Genomic DNA, 26,737 nt, shown 5'->3' with positions numbered 1-26,737 from the left:
AGGTGATCCGGCGTCAGCCGACCGGCTCCAGGCGCACCACGACGGCCTTCGACACGGGCGTGTTGCTGCCGATCGCGGTGCTGCCGAGCGGCACGAGCACGTTGGCCTCCGGATAGTAGGCGGCCGCGCAGCCGCGCGAGGTCGGATACTCGACGATCCGCTGGTCGCGCAGCACGCGGTCGGGCTCCCCCGGCCACTCGCTCACCACGTCGACCCGGTCGCCGTGCGCGAGGCCGAGGTCGGCGAGGTCGTCGGGGTTCACGAAGACCACGTCGCGCCCCTTGCGGATGCCACGGTACCGGTCGTTCAGGCTGTAGATCGTCGTGTTGAACTGGTCGTGGCTCCGCAGGGTCTGCAGGATCAGCCGACCCGGGGGCAGCTCCAGGTGCTCGAGGGCGTTGGCCGTGAAGTTCGCCCTCGCGGTCGCGGTCGCGAACGTGCGCGAGTCCCGCGGGCCGTTCGGCAGGATGAATCCGCCCACGCGGCGGACATCCTCGTTGAAGGTGGCGAACCCGGGCACCACGCGCGAGATGCGGTCGCGGATGACGTCGTAGTCGGCGGTCATCGCCTCCCAGTCGATGCCGTACCGGTCGCCGAGCGTGGCGCGCGCCATCCCGGCGACGATCGCGACCTCGCTGCGCACCTCGCCGCCGATCGGCGGCAGCGCGCCGTGGCTGCCGTGCACCGCGCACACCGAGTCCTCGACCGAGACGAACTGGGCGCCGGAGGCCTGCACGTCGATCTCGGTGCGCCCGAGGGCGGGGAGGATCAGCGCCTCCTCGCCGGTGACGACGTGCGAGCGGTTGAGCTTGGTCGAGACCTGCACGGTGAGCCGCGTGCCGCGCATCGCCGCCTCGGCGGCGAGGGTGTCGGAGATCGCGCCGACGAAGTTGCCGCCCATCGAGACGAACACCTTCACCTCGCCCCGCTGCATCGCGGCGACCGTGTCGACCGCGTCGAGGCCGTGCCGGCGGGGCGGCTCGAACGCGAACTCCCGGCCGAGCGCGGCCATGAACGACTCCGGCATCTTCTCCCAGATGCCCATGGTGCGATCGCCCTGCACGTTCGAGTGACCGCGGATCGGCGACGCGCCCGCGCCGGGCCGGCCGATGTTGCCGCGGAGGAGCAGGAGGTTCACGACCTCCTTGATCGTGTCGACGCCCTTCCGCTGCTGCGTGAGGCCCATCGCCCACGTGATGATCACGCGGTCGGCCGCGAGGTACCGCGCGGCGAGGTCGTCGACCTCCTCGAGCTCGAGCCCGGTCGCACGCAGCACCTCGTCGTCGTCCAGGTCGGCGAGTCCGGCGGCGAACGCCTCGAACCCGGCGGTGTGACGGTCGATGAAGTCGCGGTCGAGCACCGTGCCCGGGGCATCCGCCTCGGCCTGGAGGACCCGCTTGGAGACCGCCTGCAGGAGCGCCATGTCGCCGCCCGACCGGATCTGCAGGAGCCGGTCGGCGATCGCCGTGCCCTTGCCGAGGAGGCCGCGGACCTTCTGCGGGTTCTTGTAGCGGATGAGCCCCGCCTCGGGCAGCGGATTCACCGCGACGATGCTGCCGCCGTTCCGCTTGGTCTCCTCGAGCGCGGTGAGCATGCGCGGATGGTTCGTCGCGGGGTTCTGGCCCATGACGATGACGAGGTCGGCCTTGCCGAAGTCGTCGTACGCGATCGTCGACTTGCCGATGCCGATGGTCTCCACGAGCGCGGTGCCGGTCGACTCGTGGCACATGTTCGAGCAGTCGGGCAGGTTGTTGGTGCCGTAGGCCCGAACGAAGAGCTGGTACAGGAACGCCGCCTCGTTGGACGTGCGGCCGCTCGTGTAGAACGCGGCCTCGTCGGGCGAGTCGAGCCCGTTCAGGTGCCCGGCGACGATCTCGAACGCGCGCTCCCAGGACACCGGCTCGTAGTGGTCGCTGCCGGCGGGCTTGTGGACCGGCTCGGTGAGCCGTCCCTGCTGGCCGAGCCAGTACTCGGTCGAGTCCAGCAGGGAGGTGAGCGAGCGCTCCGACCAGAACGAGCGCGGGACCGTGAGCGGCGTCGCCTCCCACGTGACGGCCTTCGCGCCGTTCTCGCAGAACTCGAACGGCGTGCGGTGGCCGGGGTCGGGCCACGCGCAGCTCATGCAGTCGAAGCCCTCCTTCTGGTTCATGTTCAGGAGGACCTTCGCCGCGCGCCCCGGGCCGAGGTTCCGCACCGCGAGGTCGAGCGAACGAACGACCGCCTCGGGGCCGACGGCTTCGCGCTTCGGGTGGCCGACCTCGAGGTCGGGGTACTCGGCGTGCTCGGGGATCGTGCGGCTCATGCGCCGGCCCCGGCCGCGACGGGCTGGGCGGGTGCGGGCTGCGGCTGCGGCTCCTGCATGCGCGCGTCGCCCGAGTACACGACGAAGCATGCCCCGCGCACGAACCCGATGAGGGTCATCCCGACCTCGTTCGCGAGGTCGACCGCGAGCGACGACGGCGCCGACACCGCGACGAGCGCCGGGACGCCCGCCATCGACGCCTTCTGCGCGAGCTCGAACCCGGCGCGCCCGGAGACCACGAGCGCGAGGCCCGGCCGCGGGAGCACGCCCTCGCGGAACGCCCAGCCGATCACCTTGTCGACCGCGTTGTGCCGCCCGACGTCCTCGCGGACCACGAGCACCTCGTCGCGCGCGACGTCGACGAGCGCGGCCGCGTGCAGTCCGCCCGTGCGCGCGAACACGGCCTGCGCGCCGCGCATCCGGTCGGGCCATCCGCTCACCGTCGTCGGGTCGAGGCGCACCGGGTCACGGTCGACCGGGAACGCCGAGCGCTGCCGGACGGCGTCGATCGAGTCCTTGCCGCAGATCCCGCACGCGCTCGTCATCGTGAGGGCGTGGAGCGCCGACGCCGGCAGCGGACCCGCGGTCGGCGCGAGCGTCACGTCGAGCACGTTGTAGGTGTTCTCGGCGGAGCCATCGGACGAGGGTTCGCCCGCGCAGTGGCGCGCGGCGAGCACGTCGGCGCCGTGCCGGATCACGCCTTAGGAAACGAGCAGGCCGATCGCGAGCTCGACGTCGTGCCCGGGCGTGCGCATCGTGACCGCGAGCGGACGACCGCCGACGCGGATCTCGAGCGGCTCCTCGACGGTGAGTTCGTCCTCGCGCCGGGAAGTGCGCTCGCCGAGGGTGTAGCGGGTGACGCGACGTCGCGCCGTGATGCGGCTCATGCGATCCAGTCTCGCACCGGGCATGCGAACGGGCCGCCGGGGAACCCGGCGGCCCGTGCACGCTGAGGTTGCGTTCGGAGGATCGTCGTTCAGCTCACGCCGAGCAGGTCGATCACGAAGATCAGCGTCTTGCCGCTCAGGCGGTGTCCGCCGCCGGCGGGGCCGTAGGCCTTGGCGGGCGGGCAGACGAGCTTGCGGCGGCCGCCGACCTTCATGCCCGGGATGCCCTCCTGCCATCCGGAGATGAGCGCCTGGAGCGGGAAGTTGATCGACTGGCCGCGGTTCCAGGAGGAGTCGAACTCCTCGCCGGTCTCGTACTCGACCCCGAGGTAGTGCACGTCGACCGTGGAGCCCGGCGTGGCCTCGGCGCCGTCGCCGACGACGATGTCCTCGATGACGAGGTCGGTCGGTGCGGGCCCCTCGGGCGCGTCGATCTCAGGCTTGCTGTTCGTATCGGTCATGGACTCCATCCAAACGGATGCCCCTCCCGGCCGCAATCGTGAGGGGATGTCGACAACCGGTCGCGGCCCGGGCCCCGGGTTGCAGGTTCCCGCCGAATCCGGCCCACGTCGAGGCATCCGATCCACCGGATGTCCACGAAGCGGTTGCGGGCGTCGCGGTGAGCCGCCATGCTGTGCGGACAAGGATTCGCCGCCCCGGAGCGCTGTAGGCAGAGCCACACCGCGGGGCGGCGAATTCTTGTTCAGGGCTGGTCCGATCGGCGCCCCACGTCGTCCATGAGCCGCGAACGGATCAGGAACCGCACGCCCTCGGGCGCCTCGACCGAGAAGCCGCTCCCCCGGCCCGGCACGACGTCGACGATGAGGTAGGTGTGCCGCCAGTAGGCGAACTGCTCGGCGGACATCCAGAACGGGATGACGCGGACGCCGGCGCCGTCGCCGTCGAGCGCGAGCTCGCCGAGCAGCACATCGGCGTCGCTCGTGATGAAGTCGCCGGCCGGGTAGCACATCGGGCTGCTGCCGTCGCAGCAGCCTCCCGACTGGTGGAACATGAGCGGGCCGTGCATCGCCCACAGCCGATCGAGCAGCGAGGTCGCCGCGGGCGAGAGCTCCACCCGCGGCGACGTCTCGCCCTCGATCGTCACGGACGCGATGACCCTGCGGGACAGGCGGTCGAGGGACATCGGTCCGCGCCGATCAGAAGAACCCGAGCGGGGTCTCGCCGTAGCTCACCAGCAGGTTCTTGGTCTGCTGGTAGTGGTCGAGCGCCTGCGCGTTGTTCTCGCGGCCGATGCCGCTCGACTTGTAGCCGCCGAACGCCGCTCCCGCCGGGTACGCGTGGTAGTTGTTGATCCACACGCGGCCGGCCTGGATGTCCCGGCCCGCCCGGTACGCCTCGTTGCCGTTGCGGCTCCAGACGCCGGCGCCGAGCCCGTACAGGGTGTCGTTGGCGATCGAGATCGCGTCGTCGTAGTCGGTGAAGCTCGTGACCGCGACGACCGGGCCGAAGATCTCCTCCTGGAACAGGCGCATCCGGTTCTGGCCCTCGAAGATCGTCGGCGCGACGTAGTAGCCGTCCGTCAGGTCCCCGCCGAGGTCGACCCGCTCGCCGCCGAGCAGCAGCTTCGCGCCCTCCTGCTTGCCGATGTCGATGTAGCTGAGGATCTTCTCGAGCTGGTCGTTCGACGCCTGCGCACCGACCTGCGTCTCGGTGTCGAGCGGGTTGCCCTGCTTGGCGAGCTTCGTGCGCTCGATCGCGTCGTCGAGGAACGTGTCGTAGATCGACTTCTGGATGAGCGAGCGGCTCGGGCACGTGCACACCTCGCCCTGGTTGAAGGCGAACAGGCTGAAGCCCTCGAGCGTCTTCTCGTAGAACGAGTCGCGACGGTCGGCGACCGACTCGAACACGATGTTCGGGCTCTTGCCGCCGAGCTCGACCGTGGTCGGGATGATGTTCGCCGAGGCGTACTGGAGGATCAGTCGTCCCGTCGTGGTCTCACCGGTGAAGGCGATCTTGCGGATCCGGCTCGACGAGGCGAGCGGCTTGCCGGCCTCGACGCCGAACCCGTTCACGACGTTCACGACCCCGGGCGGCAGGATGTCGGCGATGAGCTCGAGGAACACGAGGATCGACGTCGGCGTCTGCTCGGCCGGCTTCAGCACGACCGCATTGCCGCCCGCGAGTGCGGGCGCGAGCTTCCACACCGCCATGAGCAGCGGGAAGTTCCACGGGATGATCTGGCCGACCACGCCGAGCGGCTCGTGGAAGTGGTACGCGACGGTGTCGCCGTCGAGCTGGGTGAAGCTGCCCTCCTGCGCGCGGATGAGGCTCGCGAAGTACCGGAAGTGGTCGGCCGCGAGCGGCAGGTCGGCGGCCAGCGGTTCGCGGATCGACTTGCCGTTGTCCCACGTCTCGGCGACGGCGAGGAGCTCGAGGTTCTGGTCGATGCGGTCGGCGATCGCGTTCAGGATCCTGGCGCGCTCGGTCGCGCTCGTGCGACCCCACGCGGGCGCCGCCTTGTGGGCGGCGTCGAGGGCCGCCTCGATGTCGGCCGCGGTGCCGCGGGCGACCTCGGTGAACGGCTTGCCGTTGACCGGCGAGATGTTCTCGAAGTACGCACCGCCGGCGGGCTTCACCCACTCGCCGCCGATGAAGTGCTCGTAGCGGGGCTTGAACTCGATGAGGGCGCCGGGGGTTCCCGGCGCGGCGTACACGGTCATTCGTGCGCCTCCTGTGACGTCGTTGTCGAAAGCGGCCCCTGAGCGGGGCTCGCCGCGAGCGTAGGCGGCGCCGGGTTGCAACCCGGTTGCCCGGGGTTGCAGGAGGGTTGCAGTCGCGGGGCCGGCTCAGCGCGCGGCGAGGTCGAGCCGCTCCAGGTGCGCGACGACCGAGGCGCGCCGCCGCGAGCGCGGCGGCAGGATCTCGAGCAGCTCCCGCCACACCTCGGCGTCGTCGGTCGCCTCGCGCTCCGCGTACGCGAAGAGCAGGTCCGGCGAGGCATCCTGTCGCATCGACTCGCGGAGCCGGCCCGCGACCTCGGCACGGAGGTCGACGATCCCGGGGGCGTCGGACTCGGGCAGCACGGGACCGCGGTACTGCTCGAACGCACGGCGGAGCGCGCCGCGCCCGATGAGGCGCACGACCTCGGTCGCGTCGAGGTCGAGCGGGCGCCCGAGCCGGTACGGCCGCGACTCGAGCGGCGGCTCGCCGGCCGCCTCGAGCACGCGGCGGAGCCGCACGACTTCGGCACGGACCGTGACGGGCGAGGCCGCGCGCTCGTACACGAGCTCGGCGAGCCGCTCCGCGCCGAGACCGCGCGGATGCCACGCCAGGAGCGCGAGGATCTCGGCGTGCCGGGGGCTGAGCTCGACGGACCCGAGCGTCGGCCGCGCGTCGCCGAGGATCCGCAGGACGGTCCGCTCGGGCGCCGGTGCGGCACGCATCCGCGAACGGCGGACGGTCGCGCGGACCGCGCTCTCGAGGCTCGCGATCCGCAGCTCGGCCTCGACCGCGGCGACCGTGGCCTGCACGAGCGAGAGCGCATGCGGCGCGACCGCGAGGTCGGTGCCCGTGATGTCGATCACGCCGAGCACGCGCCCGCTCACGGGGTCGTGCACGGGTGCGGCGGTGCAGCTCCACGGATGCACGAGCCGGTTGTAGTGCTCGGCGCCGCGGATCTGCACCGACCGGTCGAGTTGCAGCGCCGTCCCGGGCGCGCTCGTGCCGACGACGGGTTCCGACCAGTCGGCGCCCGGGACGAAGAGCATGTCCTCGGCGCGTCGGCGGAGGTCGCGATCGCCCTCGACCCAGAGCAGTCGACCGTGCGCATCGCCGACGGCGACGATGAGCCCGGCGTCCTCGGTGCCGTCGGTGAGGAGGCGCCGGATCACCGGCAGCACCCCCGCGAGCTCGTGCGCGGCGCGGTACTCGCGGAACGCGTCGTCCTCGAGGTCGAGGTGCGGCAGCACGCGGTCCGGGTCGAGGGAGCCGCGGATCGCCCGTTCCCAGGATTCCCGGACCACCGGCCGCAGGCTGACCGGCACGACACCGGTCGCGAGCGCCTCCTGCTGCGCGAGCAGGAGGCGGTCGCGAAGGCCCGAGTCGATCCGGTCATCGGGGAGCAGGCCTGGGGGATGCTGCTGGGACACGCGGGCTCCGTCTCGCCTTCGAAATGCGGATGCGGTCGCGCTCAGCATACGTGGCGCCGCTCCCGAGCGGCAGGGCCGGGAGCGTCGGGCACGGGCGCGGCTCAGGCGCGCAGCAGTGCGGTGCGACGCTCCTGGAGCCGGCGCAGGAGCAGCCCCTCGTCCTGCACGCGCCCGACGTCGCCGCGGCCGGTCACGATGAGCTGGCGGTTGAACGCGAGGGTCGTGGCATCCCGGACCAGGCCCTTCACCTCGGCGGTGCGCGGCGGGTACTGCGTGCGCGCCCACACGAGCGCGTGCCGGCGGCCCGCGGGCGTCGCGAGCGCGTCGACCTCGCCCGGCGTCAGCCACCCCGCCGCGGCGTACTCGCCGAGACGCAGGCGCGTGAGCGCCACCTCCTCGCGGCGGAGGTACACGGTCAGCAGGACGAAGCCCACGAAGATCGGCACCTGGACGGTGAAGTACAGGCCGATCGCGTCCGCGAAGACGAGCGAGCCGTTCCAGAGCGCGTGGAGCGCCATCGCGACCGCGAGGCCCGCCACGAACCATCCGAGGATGCCCCACGTTGCGCCCCGGCGCGCGCCGATGCCGACCATGATGCCCGTGCACGCCGTGAACAGCACGTGCGCGAACGGCGAGAACAGGCCGCGCACGACGAACGTCGTGCCGAGCCCGGCCGCGCCGCTCTCGGCGAACGACTGCCCGAAGTAGACGATGTTCTCGGTGAAGGCGAAGCCCGCGGCGATAGTCGCCGCGTAGACGAGGCCGTCGACCGGTCCGTCGAAGTGCGAGCGGCTGAACCAGAACACGAGCAGGATCCCGACGCCCTTCGCGAGCTCCTCGACGAACGGCGCCTGCACGACGGCCTGCGCGGCCTCGTCCGGGCTGCCGCCGGGTGTCGCGAACACGACCGCGTACTGGACGCCGAGGTCGACGACGAGCGCGATCGCGACCGACACCGCGGCTCCCCAGAGGAACGCGAACAGGAGCGCCCAGCGCGGCTCGGGCTCCCAGCGGTCGACCCACTGCACGGCGGCCAGCACGATCGCGAGCGGGATGAGCGCGAGGAACGCGGCGACGAGGAACGTCGGGATGCCGAGCGCCCAGGTGAGGTACACGACGACGATCGCCGCGATCACCGCGCCGAGCACGATCCCGACGATCGCGAACGCGAGCCCGCCCCGCCTGGGTACGGGCGGCGGCGCGGTCCAGATCGGCTGGACGGGGTACGGGTTCTGCGCGGGGGCCGGGTGCTGGCCCGGAACGCTCGGGGACGTCACGCGGGAATCCTAGCGATCCGGACCCGCCTCGGGCGCGGCATCCGGATCGAACATGACGCCGGGATTCAGGATCCCGTTCGGATCGAAGACCGCCTTGATCGCGCGCTGGAGCTCCCAGGAGTCGTCGCCGAGCTCGTCGCGCAGCCAGCGGCGCTTCAGGATCCCGACGCCGTGCTCGCCGGTGAGCGTTCCGCCGAGCGCGACCGCGGTGCGGAAGAGCTCGTCGGCCGCGGCCCAGACGCGGTCGGGCACGACGTCGCCCGCGAACACGAAGTTCGGATGCAGGTTGCCGTCGCCCGCGTGCGCGAGCGTCGGGATCTCGACGCCGTGGCGCCGCCCGATCTCGTCGATCGCGCGGAACATCGCGGCGAGCTTCGAGCGCGGCACCGAGACGTCCTCGATGAGCACCTCGCCGTCGGCGGCGAGCGCCGGATGCCACGCGCGGCGGATCGCGACGAGCCGCTCCCCCTCGACCGCGTCCCGCGCGAGCTCGACGCGGCCGCCGGCGTCGCGGAGCACGTCCGCGATCCGGGCCGCGGTCGCGGCCGCGCCCACGTCGTCGGCCTGCGCGAGCACGAACGCCTCGCCCGCACGGAGGTGCTCGATCGGCGTGCCCGCGACCGCGGCGTCGCCGAGGTGCCGCCGGATCCGCGCGAGGCCGCCGCCGTCCACGAGTTCGAGCATCGCCGGCCGGAGTCGCGCGGCGACGACCGCCGAGCACGCGGCGGCCGCGGCATCCAGGCCAGGGAAGACGGCGGCCACCGTGACCGGTTCGCCCGACGGGAGCGGACGGAGCCGCACGGTGGCCTCGACGATGACGCCGAGCGTGCCCTCGGACCCGGTGAGGAGCGCGGTCAGGTCGTAGCCCGTCACGCCCTTCACGGTGCGCCGGCCGGTGCGCACGAGCCGCCCGTCGGCGAGCACGACCGCGAGGCCGAGCACGGCCTCGCGGGTCACGCCGTACTTCGCGCACAGCAGTCCACCCGCGTTCGTGGCGATGTTGCCGCCGATCGAGGAGATCGCGCGGCTCGCGGGGTCGGGCGCGTACCAGAGGCCGAGCGGGCGGACGGCGCGGTCGAGGTCGCCGTTCAGGACCCCGGCCTCGACGACCGCGAGTTCGTCGGCCGCGTCGACCTCGAGGATGCGGTCCATGCGCGACAGGTCGAGCACGACGGCGCCCTCGCTCGCGATGCCGCCGCCCGCGAGGCCCGTTCCAGCCCCGCGCGGGACGACGGGCGTGCGGGTCTCGTGCGCGAGCCGCATGAGGCGCCGGACCTCGTCGACGGATGCCGCGTGCACGACCGCGATCGGCGGATGCGCGCTGCGGTGGCCCGAGCGGTCCTCGCGGACGCGGTCGAGATCGCCCGCGGCGAGGCTCACGGATGCCCCGAGCTCGTCGCGGAGCCGGTGGAGGAGGTCGTCGGGCATGCGAGCAGCCTAGCGATGCGGTGATGTCCGATTCCCGCTGGTCGACGTCGGCGGGGCGTGCGATGGTGGAGGCATGTCCCGCCCCGTCCTCACCGCCGACCCGATCGACGACCGCGTCGCCGACCCGGTGTTCGCCGGGCGGTACCGGGCGATGCTCGCGCGCGACAGCCGCTTCGACGGCCAGTTCGTGACGGGCGTGCACTCGACGGGCATCTACTGCCGCCCGAGCTGCCCCGCGGTCGCGCCGAAGCCGCGCAACGTCACGTTCTACCTGACCGCGGCGGCCGCGCACGAGGCCGGGCTCCGCGCGTGCAAGCGCTGCCTGCCCGACGCGGTGCCCGGCTCGCCGGAGTGGGACCTCCGGGACGACCTGTCCGCGCGCGCGATGCGCCTCATCGCCGACGGCGTCGTCGAGCGCGACGGCGTGCCGGGCCTCGCGTCGCGCCTCGGCTACACGACGCGCCACCTCACCCGCGTGCTCACCGCCGAACTCGGCGCGGGCCCGCTCGCGCTCGCGCGCGCGCACCGAGCTCAGACCGCGCGGAGCCTGCTCGTCTCGACCGGCATGCCCGTCGCCGACGTCGCCTTCGCCTCCGGGTTCGGGAGCATCCGGCAGTTCAACGACACCATGCGCCAGGTGTACGAGCGGAGCCCGATGGAGGTCCGACTCGCCGCGCGAACCCGCGAGCGGTCGCGCGCCCACTCCCCCGATTCCGCCGGCTCCCCCGCTTCCCCGTCCCCCGACGACGCGGGCGCGGTGCGGCTGCGACTGCCCGCGCGCCCGCCGTTCGACGCGGCCGGCGTGTTCGCGTGGCTCCGGGCCCGCGCGCTCGACGGCGTCGAAGTCGCCGAGCCCGCGCGCTACGCGCGCTCGCTGCGCCTGCCGGGCGGGCCCGCGGTGCTGGAGCTCGCGCCGCTCTCGGACGGCTCCGGGACCGACTCGGGCATCGAGGTCTCGGCCCGGCTCGCCACGCTCGGCGACCTGCCGCCGCTCGTCGCGCGCGTGCGGCGGCTCTTCGACCTCGACGCCGACGCGGTCGCGATCGACGAGGCCCTCGCGGCCGATCCCGTGCTCGCGCCCTCGGTCGCCGCGACGCCCGGCACCCGGCTGCCCGGCGCGCTCGACGCCCACGAGCTCGTGTTCCGTGCGCTCGTGGGCCAGCAGGTCTCGGTCGCGGCCGCCCGCACGGCGCTCACGCGGCTCGCCGTCGAGTTGGGCGAGCCGCTCGTGGCGGCCGAGGACATCCACCGCCTGTTCCCCACGGCCGAGGCGATCGCCGAGGTGGGCGAGCGGGTCCTCCGCGGTCCCGCTGCGCGCATCCGCACGATCGTCGACGTCGCGCGCCGGCTCGCGGTCGGCGACCTCGTCGTCTCGGGCGAGGTCGGACGCGACGAGCTGCAGGCGTCGCTGCTCGACGTGCCGGGCATCGGCCCGTGGACCGCGGGGTACCTCTCGATGCGCGTGACGCGCGCCCCCGACATCCTGCTCGTCTCCGACCTCGCGCTCCGCAACGGAGCCGGGCGCCTCGGGCTGCCGATCGCGCCGCGCGAGCTCGCCGAGCGCGGGCGGGCCTGGGCGCCGTGGCGCAGCTACGCGTCCATGCACCTCTGGCGGGCCGCGGCGTCCGGATAGACGTCGGATGTCTGGCGCCCGGTGCGCTAGCATCCCAGCATGGCGGTGACCGACGAGGCGATCCTCAAGATCAAGGACATGATCCTCACGGGCGAATTGGCGCCCGGCGACCGGCTCCCGCCGGAGAAGGAGCTCGGCGAGCGGCTCGGGCTCAGCCGCTCCTCGCTCCGCGAGGCCGTGAAGGCGCTCGAGGTCATCCGCGTGCTCGACGTCCGCCGCGGCGACGGCACCTACGTCACGAGCCTCGAACCGAGGCTGCTGCTCGAGGTGCTCTCGTTCGTGGTCGACCTGCACGACGACCGCTCGGTGCTCGAGATCTTCGAGGTGCGGCGCATGCTCGAGCCCGCCGCCGCCGAGCGCGCCGCGACGCGCGTCACGTCCGAGCAGGTCGCCGAGCTCGAGGCGATCGTCGCGTCCGCCGCACCCGCGTCCTCGGTCGAGGAGCTCGTCGCGCACGACCTCGAGTTCCACCAGGCGATCGTCGCCGCGGCCGGCAACGAGTACCTCCGCCGGCTCGTCGAGTCGATGTCGAGCGAGACCGTGCGCGCACGCATCTGGCGCGGCATCACGCAGCAGGGCGCGGCCGACCGCACGATCGACGAGCACCGCGCGATCCTCGACGCGATCGCACGCGGCGACGGCGAGCTCGCGCGGAGCCTCATGGTCGCGCACATCGCCGGCGTCGAGTTCTGGCTGCGGGCGGTGTCGTGAGCGCGCTCGTCGACGCCCACGTCCACGTCTGGGACCCGCGGCGGCTCGACTACCCGTGGCTCGCCGGCACCGCCGTGGACGGCCCGCACCTCCCCGACGTGGTCGACCGCGCGACCGGCCATGCCGCCGGACCCACGGCGCGCATGGTGTTCGTCCAGGCCGACTGCCGCGCCGACCAGTCGTTCGCCGAGGCCGAATGGGTCGCCTCGCTCGCCGACGGATGGCCCGAGCTCGCGGGCATCGTCGCGGCCGTCGACCTCCGCGACCCCGCCCTCGAGGCCGCGCTCGACCGGCTCGCGGAGCTGCCCGGCCGGGTGCCGGTCGTCGGCATCCGCCACCTGCTCCAGTCGGAGCCCGACGAGACGTTCGCCGACGAGCGGGTCGCTCATGGGCTCGGCGTCCTCGCCGCGCGCGGGCTGACCTTCGACGCGTGCGTGCGCCACGCGCAGCTGCCCCTGCTCGAGCACCTCCTCGCCCCGGTCGACGGCCTCCGGGTCGTCCTCGACCACCTCGGCAAGCCGCCCGTCGACGCCGGTATCGACGGCCGCGCCATCGACGGCGAGGCCGGGCAGCGGTGGGCCGACGCGATCACGCGGCTCGCGCGCCTGCCGGGCCTGCACGTGAAGGTGTCGGGCCTGTCGGCCGAGGCATCCGATCGCGCGATCCTCGACGCGCACGGCGCGCCGTTCCTGCGGCACGCGGTCGACGCGTTCGGCGCGGACCGCGCGATGGTCGGCAGCGACTGGCCCGTGAGCGCGTCGTTCGGCGCCGGCGGGAGCTTCGCCTCGTTCCTCGACCTGGTCCTCGACGCGGTCGGCCCGTCCGCGGGCGAGCGCGCCGCGCTCCTGAAGGGCACGGCGACCCGGTTCTACGGGCTCGACCGGGCCTGACCGGGCGCCCGCGCGCACGTCGGCGGGGCGCCGGCTCGCGCCGACGCCCCGCCGAGGCATCCGATCATTCGTACAGGACGGCCTGGATCTCCGCGTCGTCGATGTTCGTCGCGTCGTACCAGTAGAAGCCGGTGTCGATCGTCTTCGGCAGCTCCTTGCCGTCGATCGCCTCGACCGCGGCCTTCACGGTCTCGTAGCCGATGCCGATCGGGTTCTGCGTGATCGCGCCGATCATGAGGCCGTCGCGGATCGCGTCCATCTGGGCCTTGCCGGAGTCGAAGCCGACCACGGCGAGCTGGGTCGGGTCGATGCCGAGCTCCTTCACGGCCTGCACGACGCCGATCGCCGATCCCTCGTTCGAGCCGTAGATGCCCTTGAGGTCCGGGTGCGCCGAGATGATCGCCTTCGCGAGGTCGGCCGACTTCGCCTGGTCGCCGCCGCCGTACTGCGTGTCGACGATCTCGATGTTCGGCTCGTTCTCCTCCATGTACTGGATGAACCCGTCGCGACGCTGCTGGCCCGTGAGCGAGGTCTGGTCGTGCACGACGAGGGCGACCTTGCCCTCGTGCCCGATCGCCTCGGCCAGGTGCTTGGCCGCCTCGGCGGCGGCCGCGAGGTTGTCGGTCGCGGCGGTCGTGACCGGGATGTCGCTGTCGACGCCCGAGTCGAACGCGACGACGGGGATGTTGCTGTCCTTCGCCTGCTGCAGCAGCGGGTCGGCGGCCTGGCTGTCGAGCGCGGCGAAGCCGATCGCGGCCGGGCTCTTGTCGAGCGCGGTCTGCAGCATCTGGATCTGCTGGTCGACGTCGGCCTCGGTGTCCGGCCCCTCGAACGTGATCTCGACGTCGAACTCCTCGGCCGCCTGCTCGGCGCCCTGCTTGACCGCCTGCCAGAACTGGTGCTGGAAGCCCTTCGAGATGAGGGCGATGTACGGCTTGTCCCCCTCGCCGCCGCCCGAGCCGCCGTCGCTGCTCGAGCATCCGGTGAACGTGAGCGCCGCCGCGATCGCGGTGGCCGCGGCCACGGCGATGGTGCGCTTCTTCAACATGGTCACTCCTTCGTGTCTCTGTCTGTGTGGTGCAGGGGTCCGGGATGACCCGGGGATCTCAGGCCCGCCGGCGGCGCAGCATGTCGAGGTAGACGGCGACGAGGATCACGACGCCGACGGCCACGGACTGCCATTCCTGCGGGACCGAGATGATGCGGAGGCCGTTCGTGAGGACGGCCATGATGAGGGCGCCGATGACGGTGCCGAGGATGGAGCCCTTGCCGCCCTGGAGCGACGTGCCGCCGATGACGACGGCGGCGATCGCCTCGAGCTCGAGGCCCATGCCGCCCGTCGGCTGCGCCGACGAGAGCCGGGAGGCGCTGAGCACGCCCGCGAGGCCGACGAAGAGGCCGGCCATCGTGTAGATGATGATCTTCCAGCGGCGCACGTTCACGCCCGACAGCGCGGTCGCGGCCTCGTTCGAGCCGATCGAGAAGGTGTACCGGCCCACGATGGTCCGCCCGAGCAGGACGCCCGCGATGACGATCATCACGATGAAGATCACGACGCCGAGCGGGAACCGCATGCCCGGGATGATCGACAGGTTCATGATCTGCTGGAACTCGGGCGTCTCCTTGAAGTAGATCGGCTTGGTCCCCGAGATCACGAGCGACAGGCCCGCCGCGATGAGCATCATGCCGAGCGTCGCGATGAACGGCGGGATGCCGAGCACCGAGATGTTCACGCCGTTGACGAGCCCGATGAGCGCCCCGAACAGGATCGTCGCCGCGACGCCGAGCCAGAGCGGCCACCCCCAGTACGTGAGGAACACGCCCGCCATGACCCCGCACAGCACCATGCCGGTGCCGATCGACAGGTCGATGCCGCCCGTGATGATGACGAACGTCGTGCCGAGCGCGAGGATCCCCGTCACGGTCGCCGCGGTGAGGATCGAGACCAGGTTGTTGGGCGTGAAGAAATGCGGGCTCGCGAACGAGAAGAACAGCACGATCACGATCAGGCTCGCCGCGGCGAGCAACTGCTGGAGCGAGCCGCGGACCCAGGCGAACCTGGGCTGCGCGCCGCCCTCGATCGCGGCGTACGCGGACGTCGACGGCGTCTCCGGTGCGGGCTTGGTGGGGGTGGTCATCGCGCGATCGTCCCTTCGGCGCTGAAGCGGGTGGCGTAGTCCATGAGGTTCTCCTGGGTGGCCTCGGCGTTGCGGAGCACGGCCGTCAGCCGGCCCTCGGCCATGACGGCGATCCGGTCGCTGAGGCGCAGGACCTCGGGCAGTTCGGAGGAGATCATGATGATCGCCTTGCCCTGGTCGGCGAGCTCGCGCAGGAGCGCGTGGATCTCCTCCTTCGCGCCCACGTCGATCCCGCGGGTCGGCTCGTCGAAGATGAGGATGTCGCAGTCCTTCGCCAGCCACTTGGCGATGACGACCTTCTGCTGGTTGCCGCCCGAGAGGTTGCGCACGAGCTGAGCGGTCGAAGGCGTCTTGATGCGGAGCATCCGCACGTACTCGCTCCCGGTGCGCTCGATGCGCGAGCCGCTCACGAATCCGAGCCCGCTCACGTAGTCGCGCATGGAGGCGAGCACGATGTTCTCCCGGACGCTCCGTTCGAGGAGCACGCCGAGCTGCTTGCGGTCCTCCGAGAGGTAGCCGATGCCGAGCTTCGCGGCGTCAGCGGGATTCCCGATCGACACCTCGCGGCCGCGGATCGAGACCGTGCCGGCGTCGCGGCGGTCGGCGCCCACGATCGCCCGACCGACCTCGGTGCGCCCGGCGCCCATGAGCCCGGCGAACCCGAGGATCTCGCCGGCGTACAGGTCGAACGAGACGTCGCGGAGCAGGTGCTTCGTCGTGAGCCCGCGCACCGACAGCACGGGCGTCGCGTCGACCGGCGCGGCCGGCTCCGGGCGCTGCTCGCCCTTCAGCTCGCGGCCGACCATGAGCGAGATCACCTCGCGCTGGTCGGTGGCCGCCGTCTCCAAGGTGCGAATGTACCGGCCGTCGCGGAGCACCGTGATGCGGTCCGAGATCCGGTTCAGCTCGTCCATCCGGTGCGAGATGTAGATGACGCCCGTCTCGGGCGTCCGGAACCGGCGGATGAGCTCGAACAGCACGTCCACCTCGGCGTCGTTGAGCGCCGCGGTCGGCTCGTCCATGATGAGCACCTTCGCGTCGAACGAGAGCGCCTTCGCGATCTCGACCATCTGCTGGCGGGCCACCGTGAGTCCCTCGACGCGCTCGGCCGGGTCGAGCGCGAGGCCCAGCCGGTCGAACAGCGCCTGCGCCCGGCGGTTGAGCCCGCGGTCGTCGAGGAAGAGCCCGGCGGCGCGGCGCTCGCGGCCGATGAAGATGTTCTGCGCGACCGTGAGGTCGGGCATCAGGTTGAACTCCTGGTGGATGATGCTGATGCCCTGCTCCTGCGCGTGCCGCGGGCCGTCGAGCACGAGTTCGCGTCCGTTGATCCGGAACGTGCCCGAGTCGGGCGCGTGGATGCCCGCGAGCAGCTTCATGAGCGTCGACTTGCCGGCGCCGTTCTCGCCGACGAGCGCGTGCACCTCGCCGTGGCGGAGTTCGAGTCGGACGTCGTCGAGGGCCTTGACGCCCGGGAAGCTCTTGCTCACCCCCTCGAGTTCGAGGAGCGGTGTCTCGCTCATGCGCGTCGCCTCGCTTCCAGTTCGGGGATGAGTCCCGCGCGCTCGAGGTGGTCCCAGAACGACGCGGGGATGGGGAACGCGGCGCGTTCGGCGTTCTCGCGCACGGCGACGGCGCGGGCGGTGCCGGTCACGACCGTGCGCACGGCCGGATGCCGTGACGGGAACTGGAGCGCGGCGGCCGGCAGCGGGACTCCGGCCTCCCGGCACGCCGCGGCGAGCCGCTCGGCGCGCGCGAGCACGTCCGCCGGGACCGTGGCGTAGTCGTAGTGCGCACTCGCGTCGGGCGTCTCGGTCGCGAGGAGCCCCGAGTTGTAGGGCGCCGCGGCGACGACGCCGACCCCGCGCTCGAGCGCGAGCGGCAGCAGGTCGTCCAGCGCCGGCTGCTCGAGGAGCGTGAAGCGCCCGGCGACCATGACCAGGTCGAGGTCGCCCTCGCGGATGGCCCGCGCGGCGACGTCCGCCGAGTTCACGCCGACGCCGATCGCGCCGACGAGTCCCTCGTCGCGGGCCGCGGCGAGTGCGGGCAGGCCCTCGGCGAGCCCGCGGTCGAGGTCGTACACGTCGGGGTCGTGCAGGTAGGCGATGTCGATGCGGTCGACGCCGAGGCGCTCGAGGGAGTCCTCGAGGCTGCGGCGGACGCCGTCGCGGCTGGGGTCGAACCGGCGGACGGTCCGGTCGGGCACGGCGTAGGCGTTCGCGAGGTCGTCGCCGCCCGCGAAGTCCGGGTTCGGCTCGAGCACGCGGCCGACCTTGGTCGACAGCACCCACTCGTCGGCCGGGTGCTCGCGGAGGAACGCGCCGAGCCGGCGCTCGCTGAGGCCGAGGCCGTAGTGCGGCGCGGTGTCGTAGTAGCGGATGCCCGCGTCCCAGGCCGCGTCGAGCGCCGCCCGGGCGCCCTCGTCCGAGACCACGCGGTAGAGGTTGCCGATGGGCGCGGCCCCGAAGCCGATCGGGCCGAGCAGGTCCTCGCGGATCCGTGCGCCGGTCATGAGCGGGCCGCGACGCGCGCGCCGCGCCAGGCGTACTCGTCGATGGAGGCGGCGAGCATCTCGGTGCCCGCGCCGGGGGCGGTGGGGGCGAGGTACCGGCCGGCGCGCACCACGACCGGGGTCGTGAAGTGCTCGTGGAGGTGGTCGACGTACTCGATCATGCGGTCCTCCATCGTGCCGGTGACCGCGACGTAGTCGAACATCGACAGGTGCTGCACGGCTTCGCACAGGCCGACGCCGCCCGCGTGCGGGCAGACCCGGACGCCGAACTTCGCCGCGAGCAGGAGGTTCGCGATGTTCTCGTTGACGCCGCCGACGCGGGTCGCGTCGATCTGCATGACGTCCATGCCGCCGGCCTGGAGCAACTGCTTGAACACGACGCGGTTCTGCACGTGCTCGCCGGTCGCGACGCGGACGGGCGCGACGCCGCGTGCGATGGCCGCGTGCCCGAGGATGTCGTCGGGGCTCGTCGGCTCCTCGATCCACGCGGGCTCGAACTCGGCGAGCGCGTTCACCCAGTCGACCGCGTCGGCGACGTCCCAGCGCTGGTTCGCGTCGATCGCGATCGGGTACCCGGGCCCGACGGCCGCACGCGCGATCGCGAGCCGCCGGCGGTCCTCGGCGAGATCGGCGCCGACCTTGAGCTTGATCTGCGGGAAGCCGTCGGCGACGGCCTCGCGGCAGAGTCGGTCGAGCTTCTCGTCGGAGTAGCCGAGCCATCCGGGCGTCGTGGTGTACGCGGGGTACCCGACCTCGAGCAGGTGCGCGATGCGCTCGGCGCGGCCCGGCTCGGCGGCCCGGAGGATCGCGAGCGCCTCGTCGGGCGTGAGCGCGTCGGTCAGGTAGCGGAAGTCGACGAGCGAGACGAGCTCCTCGGGGCTGAGCTGCGCCAGGTGCAGCCAGAGCGGCTGGCCGGCGCGCTTCGCGCGCAGGTCCCAGAGCGCGTTGACCGCGGCGCCGATCGCCATGTGCATGACGCCCTTCTCGGGGCCGAGCCAGCGCAGCTGCGAGTCGTGCACGAGCCGGCGGCTCGCGGCGCCCATGTCGGCGAGCAGCTCGTCGACGTCGGCGCCGACGAGGTGCTCGCGCAGTGCGTCGAGGGCCGCGACCTGGACGTCGTTGCCGCGCCCGATGGTGAAGACGAAGGCGTGTCCCTCGAGCCCGTCGGGGGCGTCGGTGCGCAGCACCACGTAGGCTGCCGAGTAGTCGGGATCCGGGTTCATCGCGTCGGAGCCGTCGAGGCTGAGCGAAGTCGGGAAGCGGATGTCCCTGGTGTCGACGTTGACGATCGTAGGCATGTGTTCCTCTCTGGCCGCGAGCTTAGACATCGGATGTCTCGGCTGTCAACGGGTCCGCGATGTGCAAGAATCAGGGCGGCGTTCGCGATCGCACGCCGGGAGACCTCCGATCTTCCGGCGGCCGCCGGTCGCGGCATCCACTCTCGAACGCAAAGGAGCAGCATGAGAATCGCCCGCCTCGGCCCCCGCGGTGCGGAGGTGCCGGTCGTCCTCCACGACGACCGCGCCCACGACCTGCGCGGCATCGCGCCCGACGTCGACGGCGCCTTCCTCGGCGGAGGCGGGCTCGACCGCGTGCGCGACGCGCTCGCGGCCGGCGACCTGCCCGAGCTCGAGGGCGCCGACGCCCTCCGCATCGGCGCCCCGATCGCGCGCCCCGGCGCCGTCTACTGCATCGGCATGAACTACGCGGCGCACGCCGCCGAGTCCGGCTCGGCGCCGCCCGAGCGCCTCGTGATGTTCATGAAGTCGCCGAACACGGTGCAGGGTCCCGACGACGACGTCGAGATCCCGCGCGGCAGCGTGAAGACCGACTGGGAGGTCGAGCTCGGCGTCGTGATCGGCACGCGCACGAGCTACCTGCGGAGCCCCGAGGACGCCTGGGCGCACATCGCCGGGTACGTCGTGGCCGACGACCTGTCCGAGCGCGACTGGCAGCTCGCCGAATCCGGCGGCCAGTGGTCCAAGGGCAAGAGCGCGCCGGGCTTCTGCCCGACCGGCCCGTGGCTCGTCACGCCGGACGAGATCGACGCACGCGCCGTGCGCCTGCGCAGCCGCGTGAACGGCGACCCCCGACAGGACTCCTCGACCGCCGACCTCGTCTTCGGCATCGACCGGATCCTGTACGAGCTCAGCCAGGTGCTCGTGCTCGACCCGGGCGACCTCGTCCTCACCGGCACGCCCGAGGGCGTGGCCCTCTCCGGCCGGTTCCCGTACCTCGCGGCCGGCGACGTCGTCGAGCTCGAGATCGACGGGCTCGGCCGGCAGCGGCACCGGTTCGTCGCGCACGAGGACGCCCCCGAGGTGGCGGGCGCATGAGCGCGGACTTCGAGGGCCTCGTGGCGATCGTCACGGGCGGGGCATCCGGAATCGGCGCCGCGATCGCGGCGCGCCTGCGCCGCGGCGGCGCACGCGTGGCCGTGTTCGACCTGCACCCGGATGCCGCGACCGACGCCGACCTCGCGGTCGCCGTCGACGTGGGCGACGACGCGAGCGTGCGCGCGGGGGTCGAGCGCGTCGCGGCCGAGCTCGGTCGCATCGACATCGTGGTGAACAACGCCGGCATCGGCGCGCAGGGCGACGTCGCGGCGAACTCCGACGAGGAGTGGCACCGCGTCTTCGACGTGAACGTCGTCGGGATGGTGCGCGTGGCGCGCGCCGCACTCCCCCACCTGCGGCGATCGCCCGCCGCCGCGATCGTGAACACCTCGTCGATCGCGGCGACCGCGGGCCTGCCGCAGCGCGCGCTCTACAGCGCGACGAAGGGCGCGGTGCTGTCGCTCACGCGCGCGATGGCGGCCGACCACCTGCACGAGGGCATCCGCGTGAACGCCGTGAACCCGGGCACCGCCGACACGCCCTGGGTGGGCCGGCTCCTGTCCGCCGCACCCGACCCCGCCGCCGAGCGCGCCGCGCTCGAGGCCAGGCAGCCGCACGGCCGCCTCGTCCGAGCCGACGAGGTCGCCGACGCGGTCGCGTACCTCGCGAGTCCGGCGTCGGGCAGCACGACCGGCATCGGCCTCGAGGTCGACGGCGGGATGCAGGGGCTCCGCCTGCGCCCGCGCGCGCCCTCCTGACCGCCCGCGCGGCGAATCCCGCACCCTGAGTTGTACCCCTCGGAGCGTCGCACCCGGGGGGCGGTCGCTAGTCTCGAACGGTGAAGTTCGCACACCTCAGGGTGGAAGGCCAGTCCGTGCCCAGGCTCGCCGTCGTCGTCGACGAGCACGCCCACTTCCTCGACGAGGTGATGGAGCGGGCTCCGCGCGACCTCCAGGAGCTCGTCGAGGCCGGCCCGGGCGCCCAGGCCGACGTCCGCGTCGCGATCGACGTCGCGCTCGCGGCCGGCGCCTCGGGCGTGCCCGTGGCCGGGCTCCGGCACGCCTCGGCCGTGCTGCGTCCGCCGCAGGTGCTCGCGATCGGCGCGAACTACGCGGCGCACGCGAGCGAGCTGAAGCTGCGCGGCGAGTCGGCGATGACCGTGTTCTCGCTCTGGCCGAACTCGCTGACCGGCCACGGGCAGACGACCACGTGGGCCGAGGACGTCTCGACCCAGGTCGACTACGAGGCCGAGCTGGGCGTGATCATCGGGCGCCCGGCACGCGACGTGCACGTGCGGGATGCGCTCGACCACGTGTTCGGGTACACCGTCGTGAACGACATCACCGCGCGGAACATCCAGTTCTCCGAGGCCCAGTGGTCGCGCTGCAAGTCGTTCGACGGCTTCACGCCGACCGGTCCGGTCGTCGTGACCGCCGACGAGATCGCCGACCCGCAGGACCTCTGGCTCACCACGAACCTCGACGGGCACATCCTGCAGGATGCCTCGACGAACGAGATGGTGCGCGGCGTCGCCGAGATCATCTCCTACCTGTCCCGGTCGGCGACCATCCCGGCGGGCACCCTCATCTCGACGGGCAGCCCCGGCGGCGCGGGCTACTCGCGCAGCCCCCAGGTGTTCCTCGCGGACGGCGCCACGGTCACGGTCTCGATCGGCGGCATCGGGTCGCTCACCACGCACTGCCGCGTCATCTGACCGCCGCCGCGACGGGCAGCCGCGCGGCGAGGAAATCGCCGGCGCGTTCGACGGCGCGATCCGCCTCGTCGAGCGTGCCGACGAGCGTCGGCACGTTGTGCGGGGCACGCGCGGCGACCTCGAGCACGACGTCCACGTCGGCGTGCGCGGCGTTCGCGGCGAGCCGGACGGCGTCGTCGAGCAGCAGTTCGCGACTGCCGACGTGCACGTACAGCGCCGGCAGCCCGCGGAGGTCGGCGAGCACGGGGCTCGCGAGCGGGGACGCGGCGGCCTCGGCCGCGCGATGCTCGGGCAGGTACCGGTCGGCGTACGCCCGGAGGTCGGCGAGCGTGAACAGGGGGTCGTCGGCGGCGCGGTCGAGGATCGACGCGCCCGACAGCGTCAGGTCGGTCCACGGCGAGAACACCGCGACCGCGGCGGGCATCGGCAGCCCGGCCGCGCGGGCGGCGACCAGGGTCGCGACGGCGAGCCCGCCGCCGGCCGAGTCCCCCGCGACGAGGAGTCGCTCGGGGCCCTCGGCGTCGAGCAGGTCGCGGTACGCCGCGACCGCATCGTCGACGGGTGCGGGGAATCGATGCTCGGGCGCGAGGCGGTAGTCGAGCGACCAGGCGGTCGTCCCGGTCCGGCGCGCGAGCGCGGCGGCGACGGCGGCACCCGTCCGGGCGGATCCGATCACGTAGCCGCCGCCGTGCAGGTACAGCAGCGCGCCCGCATGGGCGCCGCCCTGCGGGCGCAGGCCGAGGACCGGTCGGCCGCCGAGCGTCCCCGCCGTCGCGTCGACGTCGGCCGGGATCGGGCCGGCGAACTGCTCGAATCCGGCGCGCTGGTCGGCGACGGACATCTCCGGTCCGGTGCGTCCGGCCCGGTACTGCTCGGAGATGCGGTCGTAGGCTGCGCGGGACATCGGTGGCTCCTGTCGTAGATTCATTCCAGGGAATCGATCCTCGCGCCTAGAATGATTCCTGTCAATCTACTTCTGGAGAATGCAGATATGGCCGACGCCGACCTCGCCCTGTTCTTCGCGCTCGTGCGCGCCGAGACCCGCTGGTTCGAGACCCTCGACGACGTGGTCCACGACGCGCACGGCGTGCGCCTCGCCTCCTACGACGTGCTGCGGATCATCGACTCGGTCGACGGATGCCGCGTGCAGGACATCGTCCGCGAGATCGGCATCACCGTGGGCGCGGCGAGCAAGTCGGTCGACCGCCTCGAATCCGCCGGCCTCGCCGAGCGCCGTGCCAATCCCGGCGATCGCCGTTCGTCGCACATCTCGCTCACCGCGACCGGCCGCCGCACGCTCGACGAGGCGACGCCGACGGTCGCCCGGCACGTGCGCGAGCGCCTCGAGCGCCTCGGGTCCGACGACCGCCGGGCGCTGCGCGATGCGCTCGCCGCGCTGCGCGCGACCTTCGACGACGACTGACGGACCCGCGCGGGAGCGCTCCTACTCGTGCGGCTCGCTCCGCAGCGAGACGATCGGGATCCCCTGCGTGATCGGGCGCATGCCCGAGAGCTTCCGCGGCGCGAGCTCGCGCTCGACCGCCTCGCGGCTCATGAGCCCGGCCTCCACGACGAGGTCGGCGACGTGCCGCCCGGTCGCGAGCGCGAGCTTCGCGATGCCCGCGGCATCCTGGTAGCCGATGAACGGGATCAGCGCCGTGATGACGCCCACGCTCGAGCCGACCTGCGACTGCAGTCGCTCGACGTTCGCGGTGATCCCGTCGACGCAGTTCACGCGCAGGGTCCAGCACGCCTGGCGCATCCACGTGATCGACTGCAGGAGCGAGTGCGCGATGACCGGCTCGAACGCGTTGAGCTGGAGTTGCCCGTTCTCGGCGGCCATCATCACCGTGACATCCGTGCCCGCGACCGCGTACGCGACCTGGTTCACGGCCTCGGGGATCACCGGGTTGACCTTGCCCGGCATGATGCTCGACCCCGCCTGGCGCGGCGGCAGGTTGATCTCGGCGAAGCCCGCCTGCGGCCCGCTCGAGAGGAGTCGGAGGTCGTTGCAGATCTTCGACAGCTTGATCGCGCTCCGCTTGAGCACGCTCGAGAACGTCATGAACACGCCCGTGTCGCTCGTGGCCTCGATGAGGTCCGGCGCGATCTCGAGCTCGCGGCCCGTGATCTCCGAGAGGTGGCGCACGACGGCATCGGCGTAGCCGGGTTCGGCGGTGATCCCCGTGCCGATCGCGGTCGCGCCGAGGTTCACCTCGCCGAGCAGCTTGATGGTCTCCCGCAGTCGCGCGATGTCCTCGCCGAGCGTGGTCGCGAACCCGTGGAACTCCTGGCCGAGCGTCATCGGGACGGCGTCCTGGAGCTGCGTCCGGCCGACCTTCAGGATGTCCCGGAACTCGGTGCCCTTTCGCTCGAACGAGAGGCGCAGGGCGTCCAGCTCCTCGATCATGGTCGTGATCGAGAACGTGATCGCGAGCTTGATCGCGGTCGGGTAGGTGTCGTTCGTCGACTGGCTGCGGTTGACGTGGTCGATCGGGTGGATGACGTCGTAGCGGCCCTTCGCGTAGCCGCCGATCTCGAGCGCGAGGTTCGCGATGACCTCGTTCGCGTTCATGTTCGTCGACGTGCCCGCGCCGCCCTGGATGACGCCGACCACGAACTGGTCGTGGTGCTCGCCCGCGATGATCCGCGCGCACGCCTCGTCGATCCAGGCCGCCTTCGCGTCCTTCAGGACACCCAGGTCGTGGTTCGCGCGCGCCGCGGCCTGCTTCACCGACGCGAGCGCGCGGACCAGGTCGGGGTAGACCGAGATCGGCCGCTTCGAGATCGGGAAGTTCTCGAGCGCCCGCATGGTGTGCACGCCCCAGTAGGCGTCGGCCGGGACCTCGACGCTGCCGAGCGAGTCCGTCTCGGTCCGCTTCGGGCCGGGCGGCAGCGGCAGCACGACGTCGGCGTCGATCGTGTGCGGGATGGTCGGGGGCTGGTTCGTCATCGCGGTTCGGCTCCATCGCCTCGGGCCCCGCGGGGTGAGCGGGACGGGTGAGCGGATGCCCGGGATCACCGAGGCATCCGCTCACGAGCCTACTCGCGGGTCAGGCCGTGCCGGGGGTCTCCGGAGCCTCGACGGGCTCCGCGCCGTCGACGCCGTCGGCCGCGAGGAGCTCGCCCTCGACCTCGCCGCCGTAGCCGTCGCGCTGCGGGTCGCCGTGCAGGCCGCCGGACACCGCGAACTCCTCCTCGGGCGAGAGCACGAGGCGATGCCGACCCCAGACCGCGAACGCGACGAGCATGACGACGTACACGACGCCGATCGCGATGATCGCGGGCACGAACGTCGGGTTGAGCAGGAACCCGAGGAAGATGAGCGCCGCGATGACCGCCGCGACGACCGCGCCCGACACTCCCCACGGGCTCTTGTACGGGCGCGCGACGTCCGGGTACTTCCGGCGCAGGATCACGTACGACACCATCTGCAGCAGGTAGGCGAGCACCGCGCCCCACACCGCGATGTTGAGCACGATCGCGCCGGCGACCGCGCCCGCGCCCGCGTCGACCTGCGCGAGCACGTCGAGCACGATGAGCGACGCGTAGCCGATCACCGCGCCGGCGATCAGGGCGACCCACGGCGTCTGCCGACGGCCCGTGAGCGAGAGGAACTTCGGGTAGTACCCGGCGCGGCTGAGCGAGTACATGTTCCGGCCGTAGGCGAACATGATGCCCTGGAGCGAGGCGAGCAGGCCGATGAGCGCGAACAGGGCGAGGAGCGCCGCGAGCTCGTCGCCGACGATCGCGCGGAACCCGTCGAGCAGCGGCTCACCGGCGGTGCCGATCGCCTCGGCGCCGACGACGCCCGTGTTGAGGAACAGCACGAGCAGGCCGGTGATGATGAGCGTCGCGCGGGCGATGAGGCCGGCGCGCGGGATGTCCCGCACCGGGTCGGTCGACTCCTCGGCGGCGAGCGGGAGCTCCTCGATGCCGAGGAAGAACCACATCGCGAACGGCAGCGCGAACAGGATCGGCAGCACGCCGTGCGGGAGGAAGTCGGTCTGGCCCGCGTCGGGCGCGATGTCGAACAGCTTGTCCCACGAGAACTGGCCCGAGAAGATCGCCATCGCGCTGAAGACCAGGAGGATCGCGATCGAGATGATCGACACGACGATCGCGAACTTGAACGAGAGGCTCGCGCCGGCCGCGTTGATGCCGATGAAGACCACGTAGAGGATGGCCCACCACGCCCACTGCGGCATCGAGAAGCCGAGGAGCTCGCTCGTGATCGCGTCGGCGTACGCGCCGGAGAAGAACACGATCACGGCGGTCGTCGCGACGTACTCGATGGTCTCGGCGAGGCCGGTGATGAACCCGCCCCACGGTCCCATCGCGGCGCGCGCGAACGAGTAGGCGCCGCCCGTGTGCGGCATCGCGCTGCTCATCTCGCCGATCGAGAAGACCAGGCCGTAGTACATGACCACGAGGATCGCGAAGGCGATGACCATGCCGCCGAACCCGGCGAAGTCGATGCCGAAGTTCCAGCCCGAGAAGTCGCCGGAGATGACGGCGGCGACGGCGAGGCCCCAGAGACCCCAGACGCCGGCGGTGCGCGTGAGCTTTCGTTTCTCGAAATAGCCGTCTTCGGCGGTCGTGTACTTCACGCCCGAGACGGAGAGGGTGTCCTTGGCCATGGCCGGCTCCTTGGGGATCGCTGGGTGTTGCGCCCGATGATAGGGTCACCAATGGTTCTCCGTACAGACCATTTTCCGGACGGATGCGCCGCTGTCGTGGCATCCGACGTCCTGCTATGGTCACCTCACCAGACCATTGAGCCAACCGACCACTCGAAGCGGA

The 26,737-nt window shown here is 72.4% G+C and carries 24 protein-coding genes; 7 read left to right on the top strand and 17 right to left on the bottom strand.

Features of this window, described 5'->3' with window-relative positions; translation table 11 throughout:
* Positions 1-13 precede the first annotated feature (13 nt).
* The 9 genes from ACDF64_RS12035 to ACDF64_RS11995 all read right to left on the bottom strand — a co-directional run bounded on the left by ACDF64_RS12035 (position 14) and on the right by ACDF64_RS11995 (position 10,003).
* Positions 14-2,302: an FdhF/YdeP family oxidoreductase gene (locus ACDF64_RS12035; RefSeq protein ID WP_394551590.1), complete on the bottom strand. Its 2,289-nt coding sequence runs from the start codon at positions 2,300-2,302 to the stop codon at positions 14-16.
* Complete coding sequence (locus ACDF64_RS12030; RefSeq protein ID WP_394551589.1) at positions 2,299-3,000, bottom strand: formate dehydrogenase accessory sulfurtransferase FdhD; 702 nt, start codon at positions 2,998-3,000, stop codon at positions 2,299-2,301. Before ACDF64_RS12030 ends, ACDF64_RS12035 begins: the two co-directional genes overlap by 4 nt.
* Positions 3,001-3,003: 3 nt before the next feature.
* Entirely contained in the window at positions 3,004-3,189 is a 186-nt protein-coding gene (locus ACDF64_RS12025; protein WP_394551588.1) for a hypothetical protein, read from the bottom strand.
* 89 nt (positions 3,190-3,278) lie between these two features.
* Positions 3,279-3,650 (bottom strand): FKBP-type peptidyl-prolyl cis-trans isomerase, encoded by a 372-nt coding sequence (locus ACDF64_RS12020; RefSeq protein ID WP_394551587.1) that lies wholly within the window; start codon positions 3,648-3,650, stop codon positions 3,279-3,281.
* A 242-nt stretch (positions 3,651-3,892) separates the two neighbouring features.
* Positions 3,893-4,333, bottom strand: a complete 441-nt coding sequence (locus tag ACDF64_RS12015) for a DUF779 domain-containing protein (RefSeq protein ID WP_394551586.1) — start codon at positions 4,331-4,333, stop codon at positions 3,893-3,895.
* 13 nt (positions 4,334-4,346) lie between these two features.
* Entirely contained in the window at positions 4,347-5,870 is a 1,524-nt protein-coding gene (locus tag ACDF64_RS12010; RefSeq protein ID WP_394551585.1) for an aldehyde dehydrogenase family protein, read from the bottom strand.
* A gap of 126 nt (positions 5,871-5,996) precedes the next feature.
* Positions 5,997-7,298, bottom strand: coding sequence for a GAF domain-containing protein (locus ACDF64_RS12005; protein WP_394551584.1), 1,302 nt, complete (start codon positions 7,296-7,298; stop codon positions 5,997-5,999).
* Between the two features lie 101 nt (positions 7,299-7,399).
* Positions 7,400-8,575, bottom strand: a complete 1,176-nt coding sequence (locus ACDF64_RS12000; protein ID WP_394551583.1) for a PrsW family intramembrane metalloprotease — start codon at positions 8,573-8,575, stop codon at positions 7,400-7,402.
* 9 nt (positions 8,576-8,584) lie between these two features.
* Positions 8,585-10,003 (bottom strand): FAD-binding oxidoreductase, encoded by a 1,419-nt coding sequence (locus ACDF64_RS11995; RefSeq protein ID WP_394551582.1) that lies wholly within the window; start codon positions 10,001-10,003, stop codon positions 8,585-8,587.
* A 73-nt stretch (positions 10,004-10,076) separates the two neighbouring features.
* Between ACDF64_RS11995 and ACDF64_RS11990 the strand changes: the two genes are divergently transcribed.
* From ACDF64_RS11990 to ACDF64_RS11980, 3 genes are read left to right on the top strand one after another with little or no spacing between them, the layout of a single operon-like run.
* Entirely contained in the window at positions 10,077-11,636 is a 1,560-nt protein-coding gene (locus ACDF64_RS11990; RefSeq protein ID WP_394551580.1) for an AlkA N-terminal domain-containing protein, read from the top strand.
* Positions 11,637-11,675: 39 nt separating this feature from the next.
* Positions 11,676-12,347 carry a FadR/GntR family transcriptional regulator gene (locus ACDF64_RS11985; RefSeq protein ID WP_394551579.1) on the top strand — a complete coding sequence of 224 codons (672 nt, stop codon included), beginning with the start codon at positions 11,676-11,678 and terminating at the stop codon, positions 12,345-12,347.
* Entirely contained in the window at positions 12,344-13,237 is an 894-nt protein-coding gene (locus ACDF64_RS11980; RefSeq protein ID WP_394551577.1) for an amidohydrolase family protein, read from the top strand. Before ACDF64_RS11985 ends, ACDF64_RS11980 begins: the two co-directional genes overlap by 4 nt.
* A 64-nt stretch (positions 13,238-13,301) precedes the next feature.
* Here the strand turns inward: ACDF64_RS11980 and ACDF64_RS11975 are convergent, their stop codons facing one another.
* Genes ACDF64_RS11975 through ACDF64_RS11955 form a run of 5 tightly spaced genes read right to left on the bottom strand, consistent with a single transcriptional unit; the run spans position 13,302 to position 19,182 of the window.
* The gene (locus ACDF64_RS11975) at positions 13,302-14,285 is read right to left on the bottom strand and encodes an ABC transporter substrate-binding protein (protein WP_394551574.1); all 984 of its coding nucleotides are present in this window, start codon (positions 14,283-14,285) and stop codon (positions 13,302-13,304) included.
* Between the two features lie 58 nt (positions 14,286-14,343).
* The gene (locus tag ACDF64_RS11970; RefSeq protein ID WP_394551573.1) at positions 14,344-15,375 is read right to left on the bottom strand and encodes an ABC transporter permease; all 1,032 of its coding nucleotides are present in this window, start codon (positions 15,373-15,375) and stop codon (positions 14,344-14,346) included.
* Entirely contained in the window at positions 15,372-16,895 is a 1,524-nt protein-coding gene (locus tag ACDF64_RS11965) for a sugar ABC transporter ATP-binding protein (protein ID WP_394551571.1), read from the bottom strand. The genes ACDF64_RS11970 and ACDF64_RS11965 overlap by 4 nt, the downstream gene beginning before the upstream one ends.
* Entirely contained in the window at positions 16,892-17,884 is a 993-nt protein-coding gene (locus tag ACDF64_RS11960; protein WP_394551569.1) for an aldo/keto reductase, read from the bottom strand. The genes ACDF64_RS11965 and ACDF64_RS11960 overlap by 4 nt, the downstream gene beginning before the upstream one ends.
* A complete protein-coding gene (locus ACDF64_RS11955; RefSeq protein ID WP_394551567.1) occupies positions 17,881-19,182 on the bottom strand; it encodes an enolase C-terminal domain-like protein in 1,302 nt (433 codons plus the stop codon). The genes ACDF64_RS11960 and ACDF64_RS11955 overlap by 4 nt, the downstream gene beginning before the upstream one ends.
* Before the next feature lie 162 nt (positions 19,183-19,344).
* Here ACDF64_RS11955 and ACDF64_RS11950 point away from each other — a divergent pair, with 162 nt between their 5' ends.
* From ACDF64_RS11950 to ACDF64_RS11940, 3 genes are all read left to right on the top strand, one after another.
* Positions 19,345-20,220: a fumarylacetoacetate hydrolase family protein gene (locus ACDF64_RS11950; RefSeq protein WP_394551565.1), complete on the top strand. Its 876-nt coding sequence runs from the start codon at positions 19,345-19,347 to the stop codon at positions 20,218-20,220.
* The gene (locus ACDF64_RS11945) at positions 20,217-20,978 is read left to right on the top strand and encodes an SDR family NAD(P)-dependent oxidoreductase (RefSeq protein WP_394551563.1); all 762 of its coding nucleotides are present in this window, start codon (positions 20,217-20,219) and stop codon (positions 20,976-20,978) included. The genes ACDF64_RS11950 and ACDF64_RS11945 overlap by 4 nt, the downstream gene beginning before the upstream one ends.
* Positions 20,979-21,058: 80 nt before the next feature.
* Positions 21,059-21,934, top strand: coding sequence for a fumarylacetoacetate hydrolase family protein (locus tag ACDF64_RS11940; RefSeq protein ID WP_394551561.1), 876 nt, complete (start codon positions 21,059-21,061; stop codon positions 21,932-21,934).
* Here the strand turns inward: ACDF64_RS11940 and ACDF64_RS11935 are convergent.
* Complete coding sequence (locus ACDF64_RS11935; RefSeq protein ID WP_394551559.1) at positions 21,927-22,838, bottom strand: alpha/beta hydrolase; 912 nt, start codon at positions 22,836-22,838, stop codon at positions 21,927-21,929. The two genes, ACDF64_RS11940 and ACDF64_RS11935, sit on opposite strands and share 8 nt — an antisense overlap.
* Positions 22,839-22,925: 87 nt before the next feature.
* Here ACDF64_RS11935 and ACDF64_RS11930 point away from each other — a divergent pair, with 87 nt between their 5' ends.
* Positions 22,926-23,357: a MarR family winged helix-turn-helix transcriptional regulator gene (locus ACDF64_RS11930; RefSeq protein ID WP_394551557.1), complete on the top strand. Its 432-nt coding sequence runs from the start codon at positions 22,926-22,928 to the stop codon at positions 23,355-23,357.
* 21 nt (positions 23,358-23,378) lie between these two features.
* Here the strand turns inward: ACDF64_RS11930 and ACDF64_RS11925 are convergent, their stop codons facing one another.
* Together ACDF64_RS11925 and ACDF64_RS11920 are read right to left on the bottom strand one after the other, a co-directional pair.
* Positions 23,379-24,887, bottom strand: coding sequence for an aspartate ammonia-lyase (locus ACDF64_RS11925; protein WP_394551555.1), 1,509 nt, complete (start codon positions 24,885-24,887; stop codon positions 23,379-23,381).
* A gap of 100 nt (positions 24,888-24,987) precedes the next feature.
* A complete protein-coding gene (locus tag ACDF64_RS11920; RefSeq protein ID WP_394551553.1) occupies positions 24,988-26,574 on the bottom strand; it encodes an amino acid permease in 1,587 nt (528 codons plus the stop codon).
* Positions 26,575-26,737 lie beyond the last annotated feature (163 nt).

This window comes from Agromyces sp. MMS24-JH15 (assembly GCF_043518605.1).
Lineage (GTDB): Bacteria > Actinomycetota > Actinomycetes > Actinomycetales > Microbacteriaceae > Agromyces.
Note: the sequence above shows the minus strand (reverse complement) of the source record. Positions and strands in the feature narration are given on the sequence as shown.

Coding starts and splice junctions, on each gene's coding strand:
- ACDF64_RS12035 (WP_394551590.1), bottom strand. CDS start 2,302: ATGAGCCGCACGATCCCCGAGCACGCCGAGTACCCCGACCTCGAGGTC.
- ACDF64_RS12025 (WP_394551588.1), bottom strand. CDS start 3,189: ATGAGCCGCATCACGGCGCGACGTCGCGTCACCCGCTACACCCTCGGC.
- ACDF64_RS12020 (WP_394551587.1), bottom strand. CDS start 3,650: ATGACCGATACGAACAGCAAGCCTGAGATCGACGCGCCCGAGGGGCCC.
- ACDF64_RS12015 (WP_394551586.1), bottom strand. CDS start 4,333: ATGTCCCTCGACCGCCTGTCCCGCAGGGTCATCGCGTCCGTGACGATC.
- ACDF64_RS12010 (WP_394551585.1), bottom strand. CDS start 5,870: ATGACCGTGTACGCCGCGCCGGGAACCCCCGGCGCCCTCATCGAGTTC.
- ACDF64_RS11995 (WP_394551582.1), bottom strand. CDS start 10,003: ATGCCCGACGACCTCCTCCACCGGCTCCGCGACGAGCTCGGGGCATCC.
- ACDF64_RS11990 (WP_394551580.1), top strand. CDS start 10,077: ATGTCCCGCCCCGTCCTCACCGCCGACCCGATCGACGACCGCGTCGCC.
- ACDF64_RS11985 (WP_394551579.1), top strand. CDS start 11,676: ATGGCGGTGACCGACGAGGCGATCCTCAAGATCAAGGACATGATCCTC.
- ACDF64_RS11975 (WP_394551574.1), bottom strand. CDS start 14,285: ATGTTGAAGAAGCGCACCATCGCCGTGGCCGCGGCCACCGCGATCGCG.
- ACDF64_RS11970 (WP_394551573.1), bottom strand. CDS start 15,375: ATGACCACCCCCACCAAGCCCGCACCGGAGACGCCGTCGACGTCCGCG.
- ACDF64_RS11965 (WP_394551571.1), bottom strand. CDS start 16,895: ATGAGCGAGACACCGCTCCTCGAACTCGAGGGGGTGAGCAAGAGCTTC.
- ACDF64_RS11960 (WP_394551569.1), bottom strand. CDS start 17,884: ATGACCGGCGCACGGATCCGCGAGGACCTGCTCGGCCCGATCGGCTTC.
- ACDF64_RS11955 (WP_394551567.1), bottom strand. CDS start 19,182: ATGCCTACGATCGTCAACGTCGACACCAGGGACATCCGCTTCCCGACT.
- ACDF64_RS11950 (WP_394551565.1), top strand. CDS start 19,345: ATGAGAATCGCCCGCCTCGGCCCCCGCGGTGCGGAGGTGCCGGTCGTC.
- ACDF64_RS11945 (WP_394551563.1), top strand. CDS start 20,217: ATGAGCGCGGACTTCGAGGGCCTCGTGGCGATCGTCACGGGCGGGGCA.
- ACDF64_RS11935 (WP_394551559.1), bottom strand. CDS start 22,838: ATGTCCCGCGCAGCCTACGACCGCATCTCCGAGCAGTACCGGGCCGGA.
- ACDF64_RS11930 (WP_394551557.1), top strand. CDS start 22,926: ATGGCCGACGCCGACCTCGCCCTGTTCTTCGCGCTCGTGCGCGCCGAG.
- ACDF64_RS11925 (WP_394551555.1), bottom strand. CDS start 24,887: ATGACGAACCAGCCCCCGACCATCCCGCACACGATCGACGCCGACGTC.
- ACDF64_RS11920 (WP_394551553.1), bottom strand. CDS start 26,574: ATGGCCAAGGACACCCTCTCCGTCTCGGGCGTGAAGTACACGACCGCC.